This window comes from Mycolicibacterium sichuanense (assembly GCF_033741125.1).
Classification (GTDB): domain Bacteria; phylum Actinomycetota; class Actinomycetes; order Mycobacteriales; family Mycobacteriaceae; genus Mycobacterium.
Genome location: NZ_JAWQPU010000001.1, coordinates 57,343 through 72,682 on the forward strand (window position 1 = coordinate 57,343; position 15,340 = coordinate 72,682).

A 15,340-nucleotide genomic window follows, 5' to 3' on the forward strand; every position below is an offset into this window, starting at 1 on the left:
GGACGAACCAGTCGGCCCACCGGGGTGCTTGACCGGGACCGGTGGGTCAACTGGCGGCTGGCCGAGCGCGTCCTACCAGCCGCGTTCGGCGAGCCGGTGCGGCTGCGCGATCTCCTCGACGTTGATGCCGACCATGGCCTCACCCAGCCCGCGCGACACCTTGGCCAGCACGTCGGGGTCGTCGTAGAAGGTGGTGGCCTTCACGATCGCCGCGCCCCGCTCCTCGGGGTTGCCCGACTTGAAGATCCCCGACCCCACGAAGACACCCTCGGCGCCGAGTTGCATCATCATCGCCGCATCGGCCGGGGTGGCGATGCCGCCGGCGGTGAACAGCGTCACCGGCAGCTTGCCGGCCCGCGCCACCTCGGCCACCAGATCGTAGGGCGCCTGCAATTCCTTTGCCGCGACGAAAAGCTCGTCCTCCGACAGCGAGGTCAACCGACGGATCTCACCGCCGATCTTGCGCATGTGAGTCGTCGCGTTGGACACGTCACCGGTGCCCGCCTCACCCTTGGAGCGGATCATCGCCGCGCCCTCGCTGATGCGCCGCAGCGCCTCGCCGAGATTGGTGGCACCGCACACGAACGGCACGGTGAACTTCCACTTGTCGATGTGGTTGGCGTAGTCGGCCGGGGTGAGCACCTCGGACTCGTCGACGTAGTCCACTCCGAGGCTCTGCAGGATCTGCGCCTCGACGAAGTGCCCGATGCGGGCCTTGGCCATGACCGGGATGGTCACCGCCTCGATGATGCCCTCGATCATGTCGGGGTCACTCATCCGCGACACCCCGCCCTGGGCGCGGATGTCGGCGGGCACCCGCTCGAGGGCCATCACGGCCACGGCCCCGGCCGCCTCGGCGATGCGCGCCTGCTCGGGGGTGACCACGTCCATGATGACGCCACCCTTGAGCATCTCGGCCATGCCGCGCTTGACCCGGGCGGTGGCCACCGACGTCGTCGTGTTCAACGTCTGTCGCACAGCCGCGTCAGCAGCTGCGCGTTCGCTTCGACGGTTGTGGTCGCCGGACCGGGACGTCACCCGTGGACCAAGACATCGGCGAGCCTGTCCATGGCCAGACCGGGACTCGAGAAGGTCGGCGTGCGCAGACCCTCGCCGGCGACGCTGGCCGCGGCACGGGCCATCGATGCCTGCGCGAGCACGATGGCGTCGACTGACGTCGCGAGATCGTGAAGCGCTTCGGCGATGATCGCGTCGTGGCGGGCGGTATCGCCCGAGGCATTGGCGGCGAACGCGTCGGCGAGCAGCCGGACGTCGAGGTCGACTTCCACCGAGGCGTGCTCAGCGCGGCGGCGGACCAGGTCCACGGTGGGCGACAGGGTGGACTTTGCGGTTGCCAGCACGGCGATCCGGGGCGTTCGTTCGGTCCCGGCGGCCGTTTTCGCGGTTGCGATCGCCGCATCCACCATGGGCATGTCCACGCGCAGTACGGGGACGTCCACCAGCTGGGCTGCGAGTTCGACCGCGGGCCCAATGGATGAGCAGGTGGCCATCACCGCCACGGCGCCGCTGTCGGCCGCCGAGACGACGTGGTCGACCACGCGGCGCGAGATCGCGGCCGTCAGAGCGCCGTGGGCAAGCGCGTCGGCGAGCAACGACTCGTCGACGATGTTGGACACCTTGACATCGGCGGGCAGTTTTGCCCCGAGTTCACCGAATACCGGGAGTAGTCCGCTGACGGTGTGAAGCAGCACTACCCGACGGGTCATGACGAATCTCTTTCTCGAAGGCGGGCCAGCAGCTGTTCGCGGGACTGGCAGATGTGGTCGTCGAGACGCGACACGGCGAGTTCGACATCGCCGGCCTCGATGGCCTCGATGATCGGACGATGAGTGTCGGGCTCTGCGGAGGTGTCCGAGTCGAGGACTTTGGTCAGGATGATCACCCGCCGAGTCTCCATTTGAATCGACTTGAGGTGGTCCAGCAGGAGATCCTCGCGGCACGTGGATGCGATCACGTAGTGCAATTCGATGTCGGCGTCGACCACCGCGAACAGGTCACCGCGCCCGTAGGCATCGTCGAGCTTGGAGAAAGCGGCTTGGATGGTCCCCATGGGGGCCTCGTCGATGTAGCCGGCGGTCATCGCGGTGCGCAGCGCGTAGCATTCCAGCAGTGCGCGGAGATTGAACACTTCGCGGACCCGCTTCTCGCCGATGCTCTGGACGAAGGCACCGCGGTGTGGGTGGATCTCCACCAGACCCCGATCGCGCAGGGCGCGCAACGCTTCCCGCACCGTGCCCCGGGCGGTGTTGAGCTCTGCGGCGAGGGTGACCTCGGGCAGTGGTGAACCCGGCGGATACGTCCCGCGGATCACGGCCTCGGCGATGTGGTCGATGACGGCATGGGTGAGCGTCTTGGGCCGCGTGAGTCCACGCGGCCTCGCACGCGAGTCGTCGGGGTCGGCTTGGACCTCATCAGGGCCCAACGAAGTCGGACTCATGTGAAACCACCTCCAGGCTTTCGTGGATGGTGTCGGCGACCTTCGCCAATTCCTCGTCGGTGATGGTGAATGCCGGCGACACCTGCAGTGCGACGTCTCCGAGGTTACGGGTGATAACGCCGCGCTTGCGCGCTTCGCGAACCAGTTTGGTCAGGACGGCGGGATTCGCCTCCTTGATCCTCGGGTCGATGTTGACGGCACCGAGCAGTCCCACGCCGGCGCGCACTTCGTCGACCAACGGGTGATCGGCCAGCGGGGCCAGATGCGATGCCATCACCGATTCGTATTCGGCCACTCGGTCGACCAGACTCTCCTTTTCGAGGATGTCGAGGTTGGCGTTGCCCACCGCGGTGGCCATCGCGTGTCCGGAATACGTGTAGCCGTGCCGGAACATTGCAGTCGAGCCGTCCTTCCAGAACACCTCTGACACGCGGGGCGCGATGGCGACCGCGCCGAGCGGTGCGTAACCGGACGTCAGGCCCTTGGCCATGGTGATCATATCGGGCTGAATTCCGTAGCGGCCGGAGGAGAACCAGTCGCCACCGCGTCCGAAGGCGGACACCACTTCGTCGATGACGAGCAGCACGTCGTTCTCGCGGCAGATCTTCTCGATCTCGGGCAGGTAACCCTGCGGCGGATGCAGAACACCGCCGGCGCCGATGATCGGCTCGCAGAAGAATGCCGCTACGTTCTCGGCGCCCAGCTCGGTGATCTTGGTGCGCAGCGCCTCGGCATCGTTCCACGGCACCTGTGCCACGGTTTCGACCATCGGTGCCAGACCCGCCAGATTGGCGGGTAGGCCGGCGAGTGAGGTGCCGTATGCGTTCATGCCGTGATAGGCCCGCGTGCGGCTGATGATGATCTTCTTGTTGGGTTGTTCGACGACCGACCAGTACAGGCGGGCCAGCTTCGCTGCCGTGTCGACTGCCTCCGAGCCGCCGCCGGCGGAGAAGAAGATCTTGCCGTCAGGAAAGGGAAGGTAGTCGGCGATGCGAGAGGCGAAGAGTTCGGTGTTCGGGGTGGTGAACACGTCGAAGGTTTGGAACGCTGCGAGATCGATCGCTTGCTGGCGAGCGACGTCGGCGATCTCGGTACGGCCCAGTCCGACGTTGCAGTACCACAGTCCGGCAAGGGAATCGAGATAACTATTGCCTTCGGCGTCCCACACCGTGCGGCCGTCGCCCCGGACGATCGTCACGGTGTCGTTCTTCACCGCGCTCATCTGAGCGAATGGGTGCCAGTAGCTGGTCTCGGTCATGATCGTTCTCCTATTGCTGCAGACATGATTGTTTCTTCGTTGAATTCCGGCCGCGTCAGTTCAGCGGTGATCCGACCGTGAGAAAGCACGAGCATTCGGTCCGCCATGCCGATGACCTCGGAGATGTCCGAGGACACCAGCAGAATGCTGCGCCCGTCGTGGGCGAGTTCGTTCATGGTTTCGTAAATGCGTGCCCGTGCGCCCACATCGACGCCGAGTGTGGGTTCGTGCATGATCAGGATCTGCGGGTCGGTGGCCAGCCACCGACCGGCGATGACCTTCTGCTGATTGCCACCGCTGAGTTCCGCGATCTTTTGGTCGACCGAGGAAACGCTGATCTGCATCCCCTTGCGGTGCTGGGCCGTCAACGCGAAGTCTTCGCGGGTACGAATCACTCCGAAGCGTGACAGTGACGGCAGTGCCGCAATCGACATGTTGGCTGCGACCGACATGTGCGGAAGGATCGCCCGGTTCTTGCGGTCGTCGGGAATGTAGGCGATCCCGTGCCGGATCGCGTCTGCCGGACAGTCGATCTCGACAGGCTCACCATCGCGGTGAAACGTCGCCGACGTGGCGCTCGAGCTCACCCCGAACAAGCTGCGTGCCACCTCGGTGGTGCCGGACCCGACTACGCCGTACACACCGAGGACCTCGCCGGCGCGCAAGTCGAAGTCGACGCCGTCGACGAGATGACGTTTGCGCGGTAGGGAATTCGGGACACGCAAATCTCGAACCGCGAGCAACACCTTGCCGGTCTCCGCGACGCGCTTGGGGTACAAGTTTTCGACATCGCGGCCGATCATGGCCTTGATGATCGACGCCGAGTCCAGATCGCCGGCAACGACACCGTTTTCAACGATTCGACCATCGCGCATCACGGTGATCTTGTCGGCGATCCTGGCGATCTCCTTGAGTCGATGTGAGATGTAGATGATCAGCACGCCGTGATCACGAAAATCCCTGATCCGTTCGAAGAGCACGTCGATCTCGGCTTCGGTCAGGGCGGCGGTCGGTTCGTCGAGCACGACTACCCGCGCGCCTTGGCTCATCGCCCTGGCGATACTCACCAACTGCTTCTGCGCCGCTGTCAGACCACGCATCGGTTGGGTGGGGTCGATGTCCAACTTGAAGGTCTTCAACCATCGCACGGCTTCGGCGAGCATCGACTTTTGGTCGAGCAAGCCAAATCTCACCTTCTCGCGATTCAGGAGGAGATTCTCGGCCACGCTCATCTCGGGCACTACCTGAAGTTCTTGCGGCACCAGGAAGATGCCACGCGACTCGGCGTCTCCGACCGACTCGAAGGACACCGTCTGGCCGTCGATCGCGATCGTGCCGCTGGCGCTCGACGTGGGGTAGAACCCGCCCAGCAGCTTGATCAACGTCGACTTGCCTGCACCGTTCTCGCCAAGCAGGGCATGCACTTCGGATGCACCGAACCAGGCCGTGACGTCCTTGAGCGCTCGGGTGCCGCCAAAGGTCTTGCTCACACCCGAGACAGTCACCAAGGGGGCGTTCCTGCGCTGCGCCGAATCTCGGACGTCGTTCCCCATGTCAGCTATCATGCCTCTCCTTTGTTTGACTGTCAATTGTCGAACAATAATGAAAGCTGCGACCGTCATGGGGAGCGGTCGACCAGAGAAACGGGCCGGTCACCGAGCAGAAGCAAGATCCGTGCCGTCTCTTCGAGTTCCTCGGCCGCGTCAACGGCATCGGCCAGCGTCCTGCCGGCGAGCACCGAGCCGTGGTTGGCCAGGAGCACCGAATGCGCCGAGCTCATAGCGCGTCCCACCTCGTCGCCGAGGGCGGGGTCACCAGGAGGCAGGTACCGGACAAGGGGTACTCGCCCCACCCGCATCACGTGGTAGGCGGTCAGTGGGGGCAAGCAATCGGCGGTGTTCAGTCCGGCCAGGCAGGACACCGCGGCCGCGTGCGAGCTGTGCAGGTGGACGACCGCCCCTGAGTCGGGCCTCGCGCGGTAGGTTTCGACATGGATCGGCCATTCCTTGGACGGTCGGGATCCCGCCAGATGCTGTCCGTTCAGATCGAGTACCGCAAGCTCGTCGGAGACCAAGTTCCCCAGCGAGGTGCCGGTCGGTGTGATGAGGATCCGTGGTCCGACCCGCACGCTGATGTTGCCTGTCCGTCCTGCCGTGAGTCGGCGATCGAACAGCGACGCACCCTGGCGGACGATCTCGGTCCGCTCGGCTGTCATCGCGCCCGTCATGACGAGGCCGTCTCGACGAGGAAGTCGGCGCTGCCGAAGTTGCCGGACTTGAGCAACAGGGTGATCGGGTCGCCGCAGATGGTCGTACACCAGGGCACGCCGGGCGCGGCCTCCTCGCCGACGAGAACCTGCTGCACTCCGAGTTCGGTCACCACCGCTCCCGAGGTCTCGCCGCCCGCGACGACGATGCGACGCGCCCCGCGCTCGACCGCGCTCGCTGCAACCCGGGCGAGCACCTTCTCCAAGATCTGCGGTGTGTCCGCCCCCATGGCGAGCGCGCCCCGCTGCCGCTGCTCGACGTCGGCAGAGGTGTAGATGAGCCGCGGCTGGCTCTGGTCCTGTGCCTCGTCCCACGCCACTGCGGTCGCGACGAGGACATCGGGGTCGGAGATCTCGCCGGGATCGAGTCGCAACGCGGGCATCGCGAGCTGCGCCCGCCGTACCTGCTCCAGGGTCGCCTCGGAACAGCTTCCGGCGAGGACGAGGGTCCCACCCGAGGCGGCGGGCGCACCGACGCCGCCGTGTGTGTGGCGCTCTGACGGCCGCGCCGATGCCATGGTGTGCCCCAGTGCCTCGATCAGGCCGGCGCCACCGCTCAGGAGGCCTTCATCGTGACCGACGGCGATCGTGTGGAGATCGGCCTCGGCGGTGGCGTCCGCGACGACATGCCGAACACCCTGTTCGACAAGACTCTTGACGTGGTCTGTCGCAGCCTCGCGACCGGCACGTATCGCGTTGAGCGGCAGCAACCCCACCGTGGATTGGGTCTGCAGCGACAGCCAGCGCACCAAATTCGCATCGGTCATCGGCGTCAGCGGATGGTTGCGCAGCGGTGATTCGCTGAGCAACCTGTCTCCGACGAACAGGTACCCGAGATAGGTGGTGCGCCGATGGAGCGGTGTTGCCGGGCAGACGATCGTGTAGGGAGCGTCGATCAGCGTTAGGAGGAGGTCCAGTACCGGGCCGATGTTTCCCTGCGGCGTGGAGTCGAAGGTCGAGCAGTACTTGTAGTAGTACCGGGTGATTCCGTGTCTGCGCAGCCAGCCAACCGTCTGCTCGACGTATGCGCATGCGTCGGCGGGATCGATGCTGCGAAACTTGATTCCGACCACCACTGCGTCGCAGTCCTGCAAGGTGCTGGCGGGATCTGGGATACCGAAGAGCATCACGACGCAAAGTCCACTGCGGCGCAGTGCGGCTGCGGCGTCGGTGCCGCCGGTGTAGTCATCGGCGATGACGGCGATGCGTGTCACGCGGTTTCCTCTCGACTCTTCTGCTGGTCGGTCATGTCTGCCGGTCGGTCATGCCGCTCCGCTGGCCGTGGTGAGCTCATCTGGTTCGATCATGTGACCGACTGCCGTGCAAGCTCTTTCGTGCTCGAGAAGTCGGATTCGGGCTTGGGTTCGGGTGACGGCACGAAACTGGATCCGCTGCCCGGCGCCGGCCTGGCCGAGCAGCCACATCGACGCGGCGGTCACGACGTAGGGAGTGATGAAACCACCCTGGCTGGGACCGTCGACCGGCAGCACGATCGGAGACGTTCCGGCCAGATTCACCCCACCGAGCGGATACCCGGTGTTGACGACGTTCGAGGGGTCGCTGCCATTGTCCGGGGGTTTCGTCGTGGCCTTGGCTGAGAAGCTGAGTTCGGGGCCGATCAGACGGCAGCCAGTCCGATCACTCTGGGCGGCCACCGTCCAGCTCGACCCGAGGAAGGTGCGGTGTCCCGCGCTGTCCAGCCAATCGCCATGGGGGCCCGGCGCGACGTCGATGTGGAGGGTTCCCGTGAAGTCGGGGATGGCGTTGGGCAGGAGCATTCGTGGACGGACTGCCGAGACGGATCCGATCGGAATCTGCATCCCTGCGGTCAGAGCGGCGCCGCCGACGCCGCCGATGCCGGCTCGCGCGAAGGTCGATCTGCTGCCGAGCACGGGTTTGGTCAGGATGCCGCCCGCGACGGCCAGATAATTGCGCACGCCCCTGCTCGCTGTGCCGATTCGGATCCGCTGTCCGGCACTAACTTCGACGGTTTGCCACACCGGAAGTCGGCTTCCGTCGATGGTGGCCTCGGTTTCCGCTCCGGTGACGGCGATGGTCGCGGGGGCTTCGAACAGGAGAGTGGGTCCGATGAGCTGGATCTCTAGACCGGCGGCCGAGGATGGATTGTCCAGTAGGGCATTTGCGATGCGGAACGACCGGTCGTCGTACGGTCCGGACGGCGGAATGCCTGCCGCACGTCGGCCGCGCCGCCCAGGATAGTCCTGAACGGTGGTTTCCATTCCGGCATCAATCACACGAATCATGCGGCGGCTCCGTACTGCCGGTGATAGCGGCGAAGGTCGAACGTCTCCTCTTCGACGACGACGTGCTCGTAGTCCCCGTTGCTGACCTCGGCCTCGATATCGGTGAACTCGTCGACGTCGATCCTGCGGAACCGGACCCGGTCGCCGGGGCGAAACAACACCACCGACCCGTCGAACCCGGCCTGATGGGTGCGGTTTAGCCCGTAGATCGGCGTCGGGGTGCGACCTATGAGGTGGTAACCACCGGGTGTCTCGAGTGGATAGATCGACGTGAACCCCCCACCAACGCCGACACCGCCGGGAACGGTCCAGATGCGTGGCGGATCGTACTTGGGCACGAACAGACGGCACTCGGGGTCGAGCGGGAACATGTCGGGCAGGCCGGGCCAGAAACCGACGCCGGCAACCCAGTGCTCGGTCGAGCTGTGCCGCTGGTAGACCTGGTCGCAGTCGGACATGCCGTTGGCCCGCGCGACGTAGGTCGGATTGTGTTCGATAGGCGCGACTTTGGCCCGGTAATCGTCCACGCAGGCCGCCGTCCACGGGTCGCCGTAACACACCGGGATCTCGATCAGCCTGGACACGTGCGAGAGCGCGGCATCGTCACCAATCGCGGGTATCAGTGCCCGACATTCGCGCTCGATTGCCTCCGCGTCGGCCGTCAACGGGTCGAATCCGAGAAGCACCGAGGCGAACATCGGCACGATGTCGACCATGCCGGGTAGTGCGGCGTCCTCCAGTAGGCCGGCCAAACGCAGGGTGCGCAGACTCATCTGCAGCCCGCCGCACCGTCCCAGCTCGATCAGGATGTGCTGCTCTCCGCATGGCAGTACCCGGATTGCCTCTGCCTCGCCGGCTGACGCGCTCACTAGTTGGACCCCACGGAGGAAGACCACGGCTGGTGTCCATCGTGGGTGAGGATCGACCACAGCCGAGCCGCCACCTCTGGGGCGTTGGGACCATCGCTGTGCATGCACACGACATCGGTCTGGAACGAGAGTCTCGTCACGCCGTCACTTGCCATTGTCGACCCAGTGGACACCACGTCGCGCACCCGTTGCGACATCTGTTCGATGTCAACGGGTCCCGGGGACCGAGTGATGATCAGCCGACCGTCCGGGCCGTAGTCACGGTCTGCGGTGAACTCTGGGACCGGGTTGAGCCCGCGCTCCTGAGCAATCGCAAATGTCGGCGTACCCGCCATTGCGATCCATGGAAGGCCAGGGTCGATGACCTCGATCGCGTCGGCAAAGGCGTGGGCAAGATCAGGTTCCCAAGTCATCGAATAGAGCACACCGTGCGCCTTGACGTGTGACAGCGACGTCCCGGCCGCTCGAAGGATCGCTTGGAGTGCGCCGATCTGGTAGACGACCATGTCGGTGAGTTCGGTCGGGGAGACGTCCATCCGCCTCCGTCCGAAACCCTGCAAGTCGGGCAGCGACGGGTGGGCACCGCACAACACGTCGTGTGCCAAGGCGCTCTCGGCGGCGCGGCGCATCGTCGAGGGATCGCCTCCGTGGTACCCGCACGCGATGTTGGCCGTCGAGAGGAATGGCATTACCTCGTCGTCGAATCCGACACGCAGCCGCCCGTAGGATTCGCCGAGATCGCAGTTGATACCGCGGCGTAAGACCGGTCGGGTCACCGCCTCATGCATTGGCCCGCCGACCACGGATGTCGATGTAGACGGCCACCAGGAGCACGACTCCGGTCACGATCATCTGGTAGGAGGAGTCGATGTTCATCAGCCCCATACCGTTGATGAGCGTTTCCAGCAGAAGTGCGCCGAACACGGCACCGGTGGCGGTTCCTATGCCGCCGAAGAGACTGGTGCCGCCGATGACGGCGGCACCGATCACCGACAACTCCAGTCCGACTCCAGCGTTGGGGCTGCCGACACCGGTGCGCGACAACATCATCAGACCGGCGATGCCGTACAGCGCGCCCATGAACACGAACACGATGAAGGTCAGCTTGCGTGCGTTGATGCCGGCATAACGCGCGGCCTCGGCGTTGCCGCCGATCGCGAAGAGCGAACGACCGAACCGGGTCCGCGACAGTATGAAGGTCACCAGAACCAGGACCACCACCATGATGGCTGAGGGCAACGGGGCGCCTCGGTAGGACATCATGACCAGGGTCGCAGCCGTAGCGGCTATCAATGTCAGTGCGGCCGGGATCAGGACGATCGACGTCAGTGACGCCTCGATGCCAGCTGATCGGCGGGCGCGGAAGTCGCGATACTTCACCCAGATGAACGCCGCCAGCAGGGCGACTGTGAGGGGAACGAAGACGCTCGCGGACAAGAACGTCTGGGAGATGAACGCCGTCGAGTTGCCTGCCGAGACCGTCGACCCGTCAGTCAGGGCCAGCGCCAGGCCACGCAACCCCAGCAGGGAGCCCAGCGTGACGATGAAGGACGGCACACCGAGCACGGCAACCCAAAAGCCCTGCCAAACACCGATCAACATGCCGATGCCGATCGTTGCCAGGATGAGCATCGGGGTGGACAACGCCAGCCCGAAGCCGTTGGTCGAGTCGACGAGTAGGGCGGAGAAGACCGCGCAGAAGCCGACCGACGACCCGACCGAGAGGTCGATGTGTCCGGCCACCATGATCATCACCACGCCCGCCGCCAGCAATGCGGTGATGGCCACCTGAACGGTCAGGGTGGTGAGGTTACGGGGCGTCAGGAACAGACCGTCGGTGAGAACCTGAAAGGCCAGCCACATCACAATGAGCACGCCGATCAGACTCAGCGCGCGGAACTGGCTCACCGGTACGCCGAGCCTGGCGAATCGGGTCCGCCAACCGTCGCCGCTATCGGAAGGCGGAACCGTCGGTGCGGGCCCGTCGGACGGGTGAGACCGGCTGGTGGTCGTAGATGTCATTTCGAACGTCCTCGGGTCGGGGTCGATGCGGGTAGATGTCGTCGGTTCACAACCCAACGGCGGCAGGCGTTGTCCACCATGGGTTTTCGTTCACGAACTGCGCGACTGAGATCGAATCGGGCAGCGAGCCGTCCTTGGACACGTTCTTCAACGGAGTCTTGAAGAACGGAATGCGCTCGCCGCTGCCGTTGTCGTAGGTGTCGCCGTCCCAGCTCTTGCCCTCAAGCGCATTGTGCAGCAGCGTGGCCGAGTTCTTGCCCATCTGGTCGAACGCCGTCCACGCGCTGACGTGCGCGTCTCCTGAGAGGATGAGCTTGAGCATCTCCGGCTCGCAGTCCTCGCCGGAAACGATGACGCGGCCGGCGAGTCCCTGCGTGCGGATGGCCTGCACGATGCCGTACGTCATGCAGTCGCAGTAGGAGAGCACGCCGGCAAGCTGGTTGCGGGTCAGGGTCAGTGCCTGTTCCACCTGCTTCTGTGCGAGTTCGCCGGACCAGGCTCGATTCCACTGATCCGACACCACTTTGATCGCGCCGCTGTCGATGCGCGGCCGGAGGACCTTCATCCCACCTTCGGCCTTCAGCTGCGCCATGTCGGTGCCCTCTTCACCCTTGGCGATGACGTAGTTTCCTTCGGGCGCCACCGCGACCATGGCGTTGCCGAGCATGACCCCCAGTGCCACGCCGTCGCGCGCCGAAACCCCAGCGAGCTTGACGTCGGGAACGACGTAGTTGTGGGCGACCACGGGAACACCCGCAGTATTGGCCATCTGGACCGAAGCCTTCGCCGCGTCGACGTTCACCGGTGCGAGCACCAGTCCCTCGACACCCTGATTGAGCGCATTCTCGACTTGCTTGAGTTGCAGGTCGACATCATTGTTCGAGGACTGGATCGGCATGGGACTCATCCCCAGGCTTTCGGCCTGTTTGATGAAGAACGGGCCATCGGCCGCCTTCCAGCGCACCGCGTCATAGGTAGGGACGATCATGGCCACCTTGTAGCCACCTCCGCCACCTCCTTGCGCACAGGCGGCAAGAGCCGGACCGGCGACAGCGGCGGCGGTGGCACCGGCGGCCAGGCCGAGCGCGCGGCGCCGGCTCATCACGAACCTGTCGTCGACGCGTCCCGAGGCGCCGCCGAGAAGACCGAATCGTCTGTGAGAGCTCATAGTTCATCCCTTTCATGAGGTCGGTAGTTGGTGAAGGGTGGTTCCCGATCGTCGAGCGAGCAGCGGATGAGCGTTGCTGCGGATGGGGCGCGCCCGCGGACGCACCGGAACTGGCTGACGAGGGGCCCACGCTGCCAGGCGGTCGCCCAGCGCGTCTGATGCCAGAACCCATGGTCGATGGGCTCTTCGTAGAACTCGCCGGGCAGCACGAACAGGTCGTTGCCAACCCCCCGGACGCGTGTATGGGGGACCTTCGCCAACTGCATCTCCTCGGTCAGCGGGACGAACCAGGCTCGCTGCGTCAAGCGGAAGGATCGCTCGCCGTCGGGTGACCGAAAGACGAACTCCACTCCTCCGCCACCCTTGAAAGCTGACGCCGCGGTGAGGGCGTACCCCGTCGGCAGGAAGTCGGGCAGGTGCGGTTGCAACCCCGCGGGACCGGCCAGCGCTCCGGCCGCCTGGTACTCGGCGGTCGAAGTCCGCCGAACGCCGCGGCCCACGAGCCTGCAACGGACAGAGACCGCCACCGCGGACCAGGCTGCGGTGCGAACCCACGCCGGCAGTCGGGTGGTGCCGAATTTCGCCGACAGCGCGTACATGTCGGCACCGTCACGACGGCTGGGGCCCATCGCCTACCCTTCAAATGTGAGACCAGAGTCGTTCGTCAACTGATTGTCGGTCAATCTGACAATCAGCTTAGGTCGCTCGGAAGGTGTGAGTCAACACACACAGCGCGGCGTTGCGGAGAAATTCGCCTCGGCGCGAGCCGCCGACCCGACGTGTGGCAGTCGATCGGGGTGGAGGTCCCGCTGAGCGGTCGTGGCGGACCATCGAGCGAGCGTCATTGCCGACTGCCGTGACGGAGAATGTCTGACGGCAGCGAGCGCACCGACGACGGCGAGACGGCCGGCTCAAGTCGCCGACCAGACGGTGGAGATCGGCTCGGCGACGATGGCGTGCACCGACCGCCAGGATTCGGGGGGTCCGAGGTCGGCGGCCGTCGGTGTCGGGGCGCTCCGCTCAGGAGCGCCGGGCATCGGTAAAAGTACCTATGTCGGCGCGTCCACGCGCTGGCTACCTTCAGTTCACCATAGTTCTGTGACGACACAGCCGCCGGCCGCGGAACAGGTGCCTATGGCTGCACTTGCCCGGCCGGGTTCCGAACTGCGAATAGCGCGGAATCCCGTCACTCACGGAAGGAACGAATCATGAGTTCGAACGACGACAGCGGGACTTCGGCCAACGCCGAACTCGAGAAACTCGGGTACGACCCCGAGCTGAAGCGAGCGATGAGCTTGGCCGACGTGGTCATCTTCGGCCTTATCTACATGGTGCCGATCGCGCCGATCGCCGTGTTCGGCATCGTGTACAACTTCTCCGCGGGCGCGGTCGGCCTGGTGTACCTCGTGGCCGCGATTGCCATGGTGTTCAGCGCGGTGAGCTACCGGGAAATGGCCAAGACCTTCCCCATCGCGGGTTCGGTCTACTCCTACGTTCGATACGGCATCAACCAGTTCGTCGGATTCCTGTCCGGCTGGGCAATTCTGCTGGACTACCTCCTGATGCCGGCCTTGCTGTCAGTCTTCGCGGCATCCGCCATGGTGTCGCTGGTGCCGAGCATGCCAGCCTGGATCTGGATCATCGTCTTCGTCGTCGTCACCGCCGCCATCAACCTGCGCGGCATCACGTTCACCGCGTCGATGAACAAGATCTTCCTCGTCATCCAGCTCGTCGTCCTAGCCATCTTCTGCGTATGGGCGCTGGTGGCCGTGGCGCAGGGCAAGGGCCACTTCTCCTTCGATCCGATCTTCAGCTCCAACACGTTCACCTGGTCGGTCGTCTTCGGTGCCATTCCGATCGCCGCACTGAGCTTCTGCGGCTTCGACGGCATCTCCACGCTCAACGAGGAAGCCAAAGGCGGCGGCCCGACCGTCGCACGGGCCACCATGATCGTGCTCTGGATCTGCACCGCACTGTTCGTGCTCCAGGTCTACCTCGCCGCGATCTTCGTCCCCAACGGCACAGTCTTCGCCGACGGCGATGACACCAACAACGCCTTCTACAACATCACCGGTCAGGTCATGGCGAACTGGTTCCAGATCGTCGTCACCCTGACGACGGCGCTGATCGCGCTGTTCGCCAACATCGTTGCCTCCAACGGCATCTCGTCGCGCCTCGTGTTCAGCATGGCCCGCGACCGTCAGCTGCCGAAATTTCTGGCGAAGGTGAACTCGAAGACCCAGGTCCCGGCCAACGCGATGATCTTCATCATGGTGGTGTCTCTGGCCGTGGGAATCTTCGGGATCGAGAACCCGGCGCTGCTCACCAGCTTGGTCACCTTTGGCGCCCTGACCGCGTACATCATGCTCCACGTCAGCGTTCTGGTGCACTTCGGGGTAAAGATGAAGAGCCGAAAGATATTCGCCCACTACGTTTCTCCCATCCTCGGTGCCGCCGTGCTGATCTACGCTCTGTGGAGCGGCAGCTTCAACGCCAAGCTCGTCGGGCTGATCTGGTTGGGCATCGGCGTTCTGATCGCCGTGTACTTCCGCGCGACCGGCCGGTCGCTGGCGCAATCGGACATCGACGGCGCATCGGACACCCCCCACACAGCGGCTGACCAGTCGCACGGCACCCCAGTCGTCGCCGCCGAGAAGGAGCGCTGAGATGACCACCACGACCCGACGCAAGGCAACCGATCGCACTGCGGAACTGGCTCGACTTCACGCCCGGCGGACCCTGGAGCGGGTCACCGCCGAACACGACGACGTCGTCGCCGCCGAATTGGACGCCAACCCGTTCGGACCCCACACCGATCGCACCGCTCGGGTGCTCCGGTACCTGCGCAGTCTGCCCATCGCTGGCAAGGAAGTTCTGTTCGCGCCAGGCGATGACGCGTGGGCGATCGGGAAGATCGTCATCGGTGCACCAGGAAACATGATCGTCGAAGACGACGTCTTCGACGACTACACAGCGGCCGCGCGCACCGTATTGCGCCGTCGTCTAGCCCGTTTCGTCGATACCGCTGAATAGGC

The 15,340-nt window shown here is 65.0% G+C and carries 15 protein-coding genes; 2 read left to right on the forward strand and 13 right to left on the reverse strand.

Annotation, left to right across the window (positions count from 1 at the left end):
- Nucleotides 1-72 precede the first annotated feature (72 nt).
- The 13 genes from pdxS to SBI80_RS00330 all read right to left on the reverse strand — a co-directional run bounded on the left by pdxS (nt 73) and on the right by SBI80_RS00330 (nt 12,934).
- Nucleotides 73-978, reverse strand: coding sequence for a pyridoxal 5'-phosphate synthase lyase subunit PdxS (gene pdxS / locus SBI80_RS00270; protein WP_318972245.1), 906 nt, complete (start codon nt 976-978; stop codon nt 73-75).
- A gap of 56 nt (nt 979-1,034) precedes the next feature.
- Nucleotides 1,035-1,727, reverse strand: a complete 693-nt coding sequence (locus SBI80_RS00275) for an aspartate/glutamate racemase family protein (RefSeq protein ID WP_318972247.1) — start codon at nt 1,725-1,727, stop codon at nt 1,035-1,037.
- A complete protein-coding gene (locus SBI80_RS00280) occupies nt 1,724-2,458 on the reverse strand; it encodes a GntR family transcriptional regulator (protein WP_318972249.1) in 735 nt (244 codons plus the stop codon). The genes SBI80_RS00275 and SBI80_RS00280 overlap by 4 nt, the downstream gene beginning before the upstream one ends.
- A complete protein-coding gene (locus tag SBI80_RS00285) occupies nt 2,433-3,716 on the reverse strand; it encodes an aminotransferase family protein (protein ID WP_318972251.1) in 1,284 nt (427 codons plus the stop codon). Before SBI80_RS00285 ends, SBI80_RS00280 begins: the two co-directional genes overlap by 26 nt.
- Nucleotides 3,713-5,338, reverse strand: a complete 1,626-nt coding sequence (locus tag SBI80_RS00290; RefSeq protein WP_318972253.1) for a sugar ABC transporter ATP-binding protein — start codon at nt 5,336-5,338, stop codon at nt 3,713-3,715. The genes SBI80_RS00285 and SBI80_RS00290 overlap by 4 nt, the downstream gene beginning before the upstream one ends.
- Nucleotides 5,335-5,931, reverse strand: a complete 597-nt coding sequence (locus tag SBI80_RS00295; RefSeq protein ID WP_318972255.1) for a class II aldolase/adducin family protein — start codon at nt 5,929-5,931, stop codon at nt 5,335-5,337. Before SBI80_RS00295 ends, SBI80_RS00290 begins: the two co-directional genes overlap by 4 nt.
- Before the next feature lie 8 nt (nt 5,932-5,939).
- Nucleotides 5,940-7,196, reverse strand: a complete 1,257-nt coding sequence (gene otnK, locus SBI80_RS00300) for a 3-oxo-tetronate kinase (RefSeq protein ID WP_318972257.1) — start codon at nt 7,194-7,196, stop codon at nt 5,940-5,942.
- Between the two features lie 48 nt (nt 7,197-7,244).
- The gene (locus tag SBI80_RS00305; RefSeq protein ID WP_318972259.1) at nt 7,245-8,222 is read right to left on the reverse strand and encodes a 5-oxoprolinase subunit C family protein; all 978 of its coding nucleotides are present in this window, start codon (nt 8,220-8,222) and stop codon (nt 7,245-7,247) included.
- Nucleotides 8,223-8,242: 20 nt separating this feature from the next.
- A complete protein-coding gene (locus SBI80_RS00310; protein ID WP_318972261.1) occupies nt 8,243-9,115 on the reverse strand; it encodes a 5-oxoprolinase subunit B family protein in 873 nt (290 codons plus the stop codon).
- The gene (locus tag SBI80_RS00315; RefSeq protein WP_318972263.1) at nt 9,115-9,903 is read right to left on the reverse strand and encodes a 5-oxoprolinase subunit PxpA; all 789 of its coding nucleotides are present in this window, start codon (nt 9,901-9,903) and stop codon (nt 9,115-9,117) included. The genes SBI80_RS00310 and SBI80_RS00315 overlap by 1 nt, the downstream gene beginning before the upstream one ends.
- On the reverse strand, nt 9,896-11,023 hold the full coding sequence (locus tag SBI80_RS00320; RefSeq protein ID WP_318972265.1) for a sugar ABC transporter permease: 1,128 nt from the start codon (nt 11,021-11,023) through the stop codon (nt 9,896-9,898). The genes SBI80_RS00315 and SBI80_RS00320 overlap by 8 nt, the downstream gene beginning before the upstream one ends.
- A gap of 160 nt (nt 11,024-11,183) precedes the next feature.
- Nucleotides 11,184-12,239, reverse strand: a complete 1,056-nt coding sequence (locus tag SBI80_RS00325) for a substrate-binding domain-containing protein (protein WP_318972267.1) — start codon at nt 12,237-12,239, stop codon at nt 11,184-11,186.
- Nucleotides 12,240-12,301: 62 nt separating this feature from the next.
- On the reverse strand, nt 12,302-12,934 hold the full coding sequence (locus SBI80_RS00330) for a hypothetical protein (RefSeq protein ID WP_318972268.1): 633 nt from the start codon (nt 12,932-12,934) through the stop codon (nt 12,302-12,304).
- 579 nt (nt 12,935-13,513) lie between these two features.
- Between SBI80_RS00330 and SBI80_RS00335 the strand changes: the two genes are divergently transcribed.
- Nucleotides 13,514-14,971 (forward strand): APC family permease, encoded by a 1,458-nt coding sequence (locus SBI80_RS00335; RefSeq protein WP_318972270.1) that lies wholly within the window; start codon nt 13,514-13,516, stop codon nt 14,969-14,971.
- 1 nt (nt 14,972) lies between these two features.
- Nucleotides 14,973-15,338, forward strand: a complete 366-nt coding sequence (locus SBI80_RS00340) for a N,N-dimethylformamidase alpha subunit family protein (RefSeq protein ID WP_318972272.1) — start codon at nt 14,973-14,975, stop codon at nt 15,336-15,338.
- The last annotated feature ends 2 nt before the right edge of the window (nt 15,339-15,340 follow it).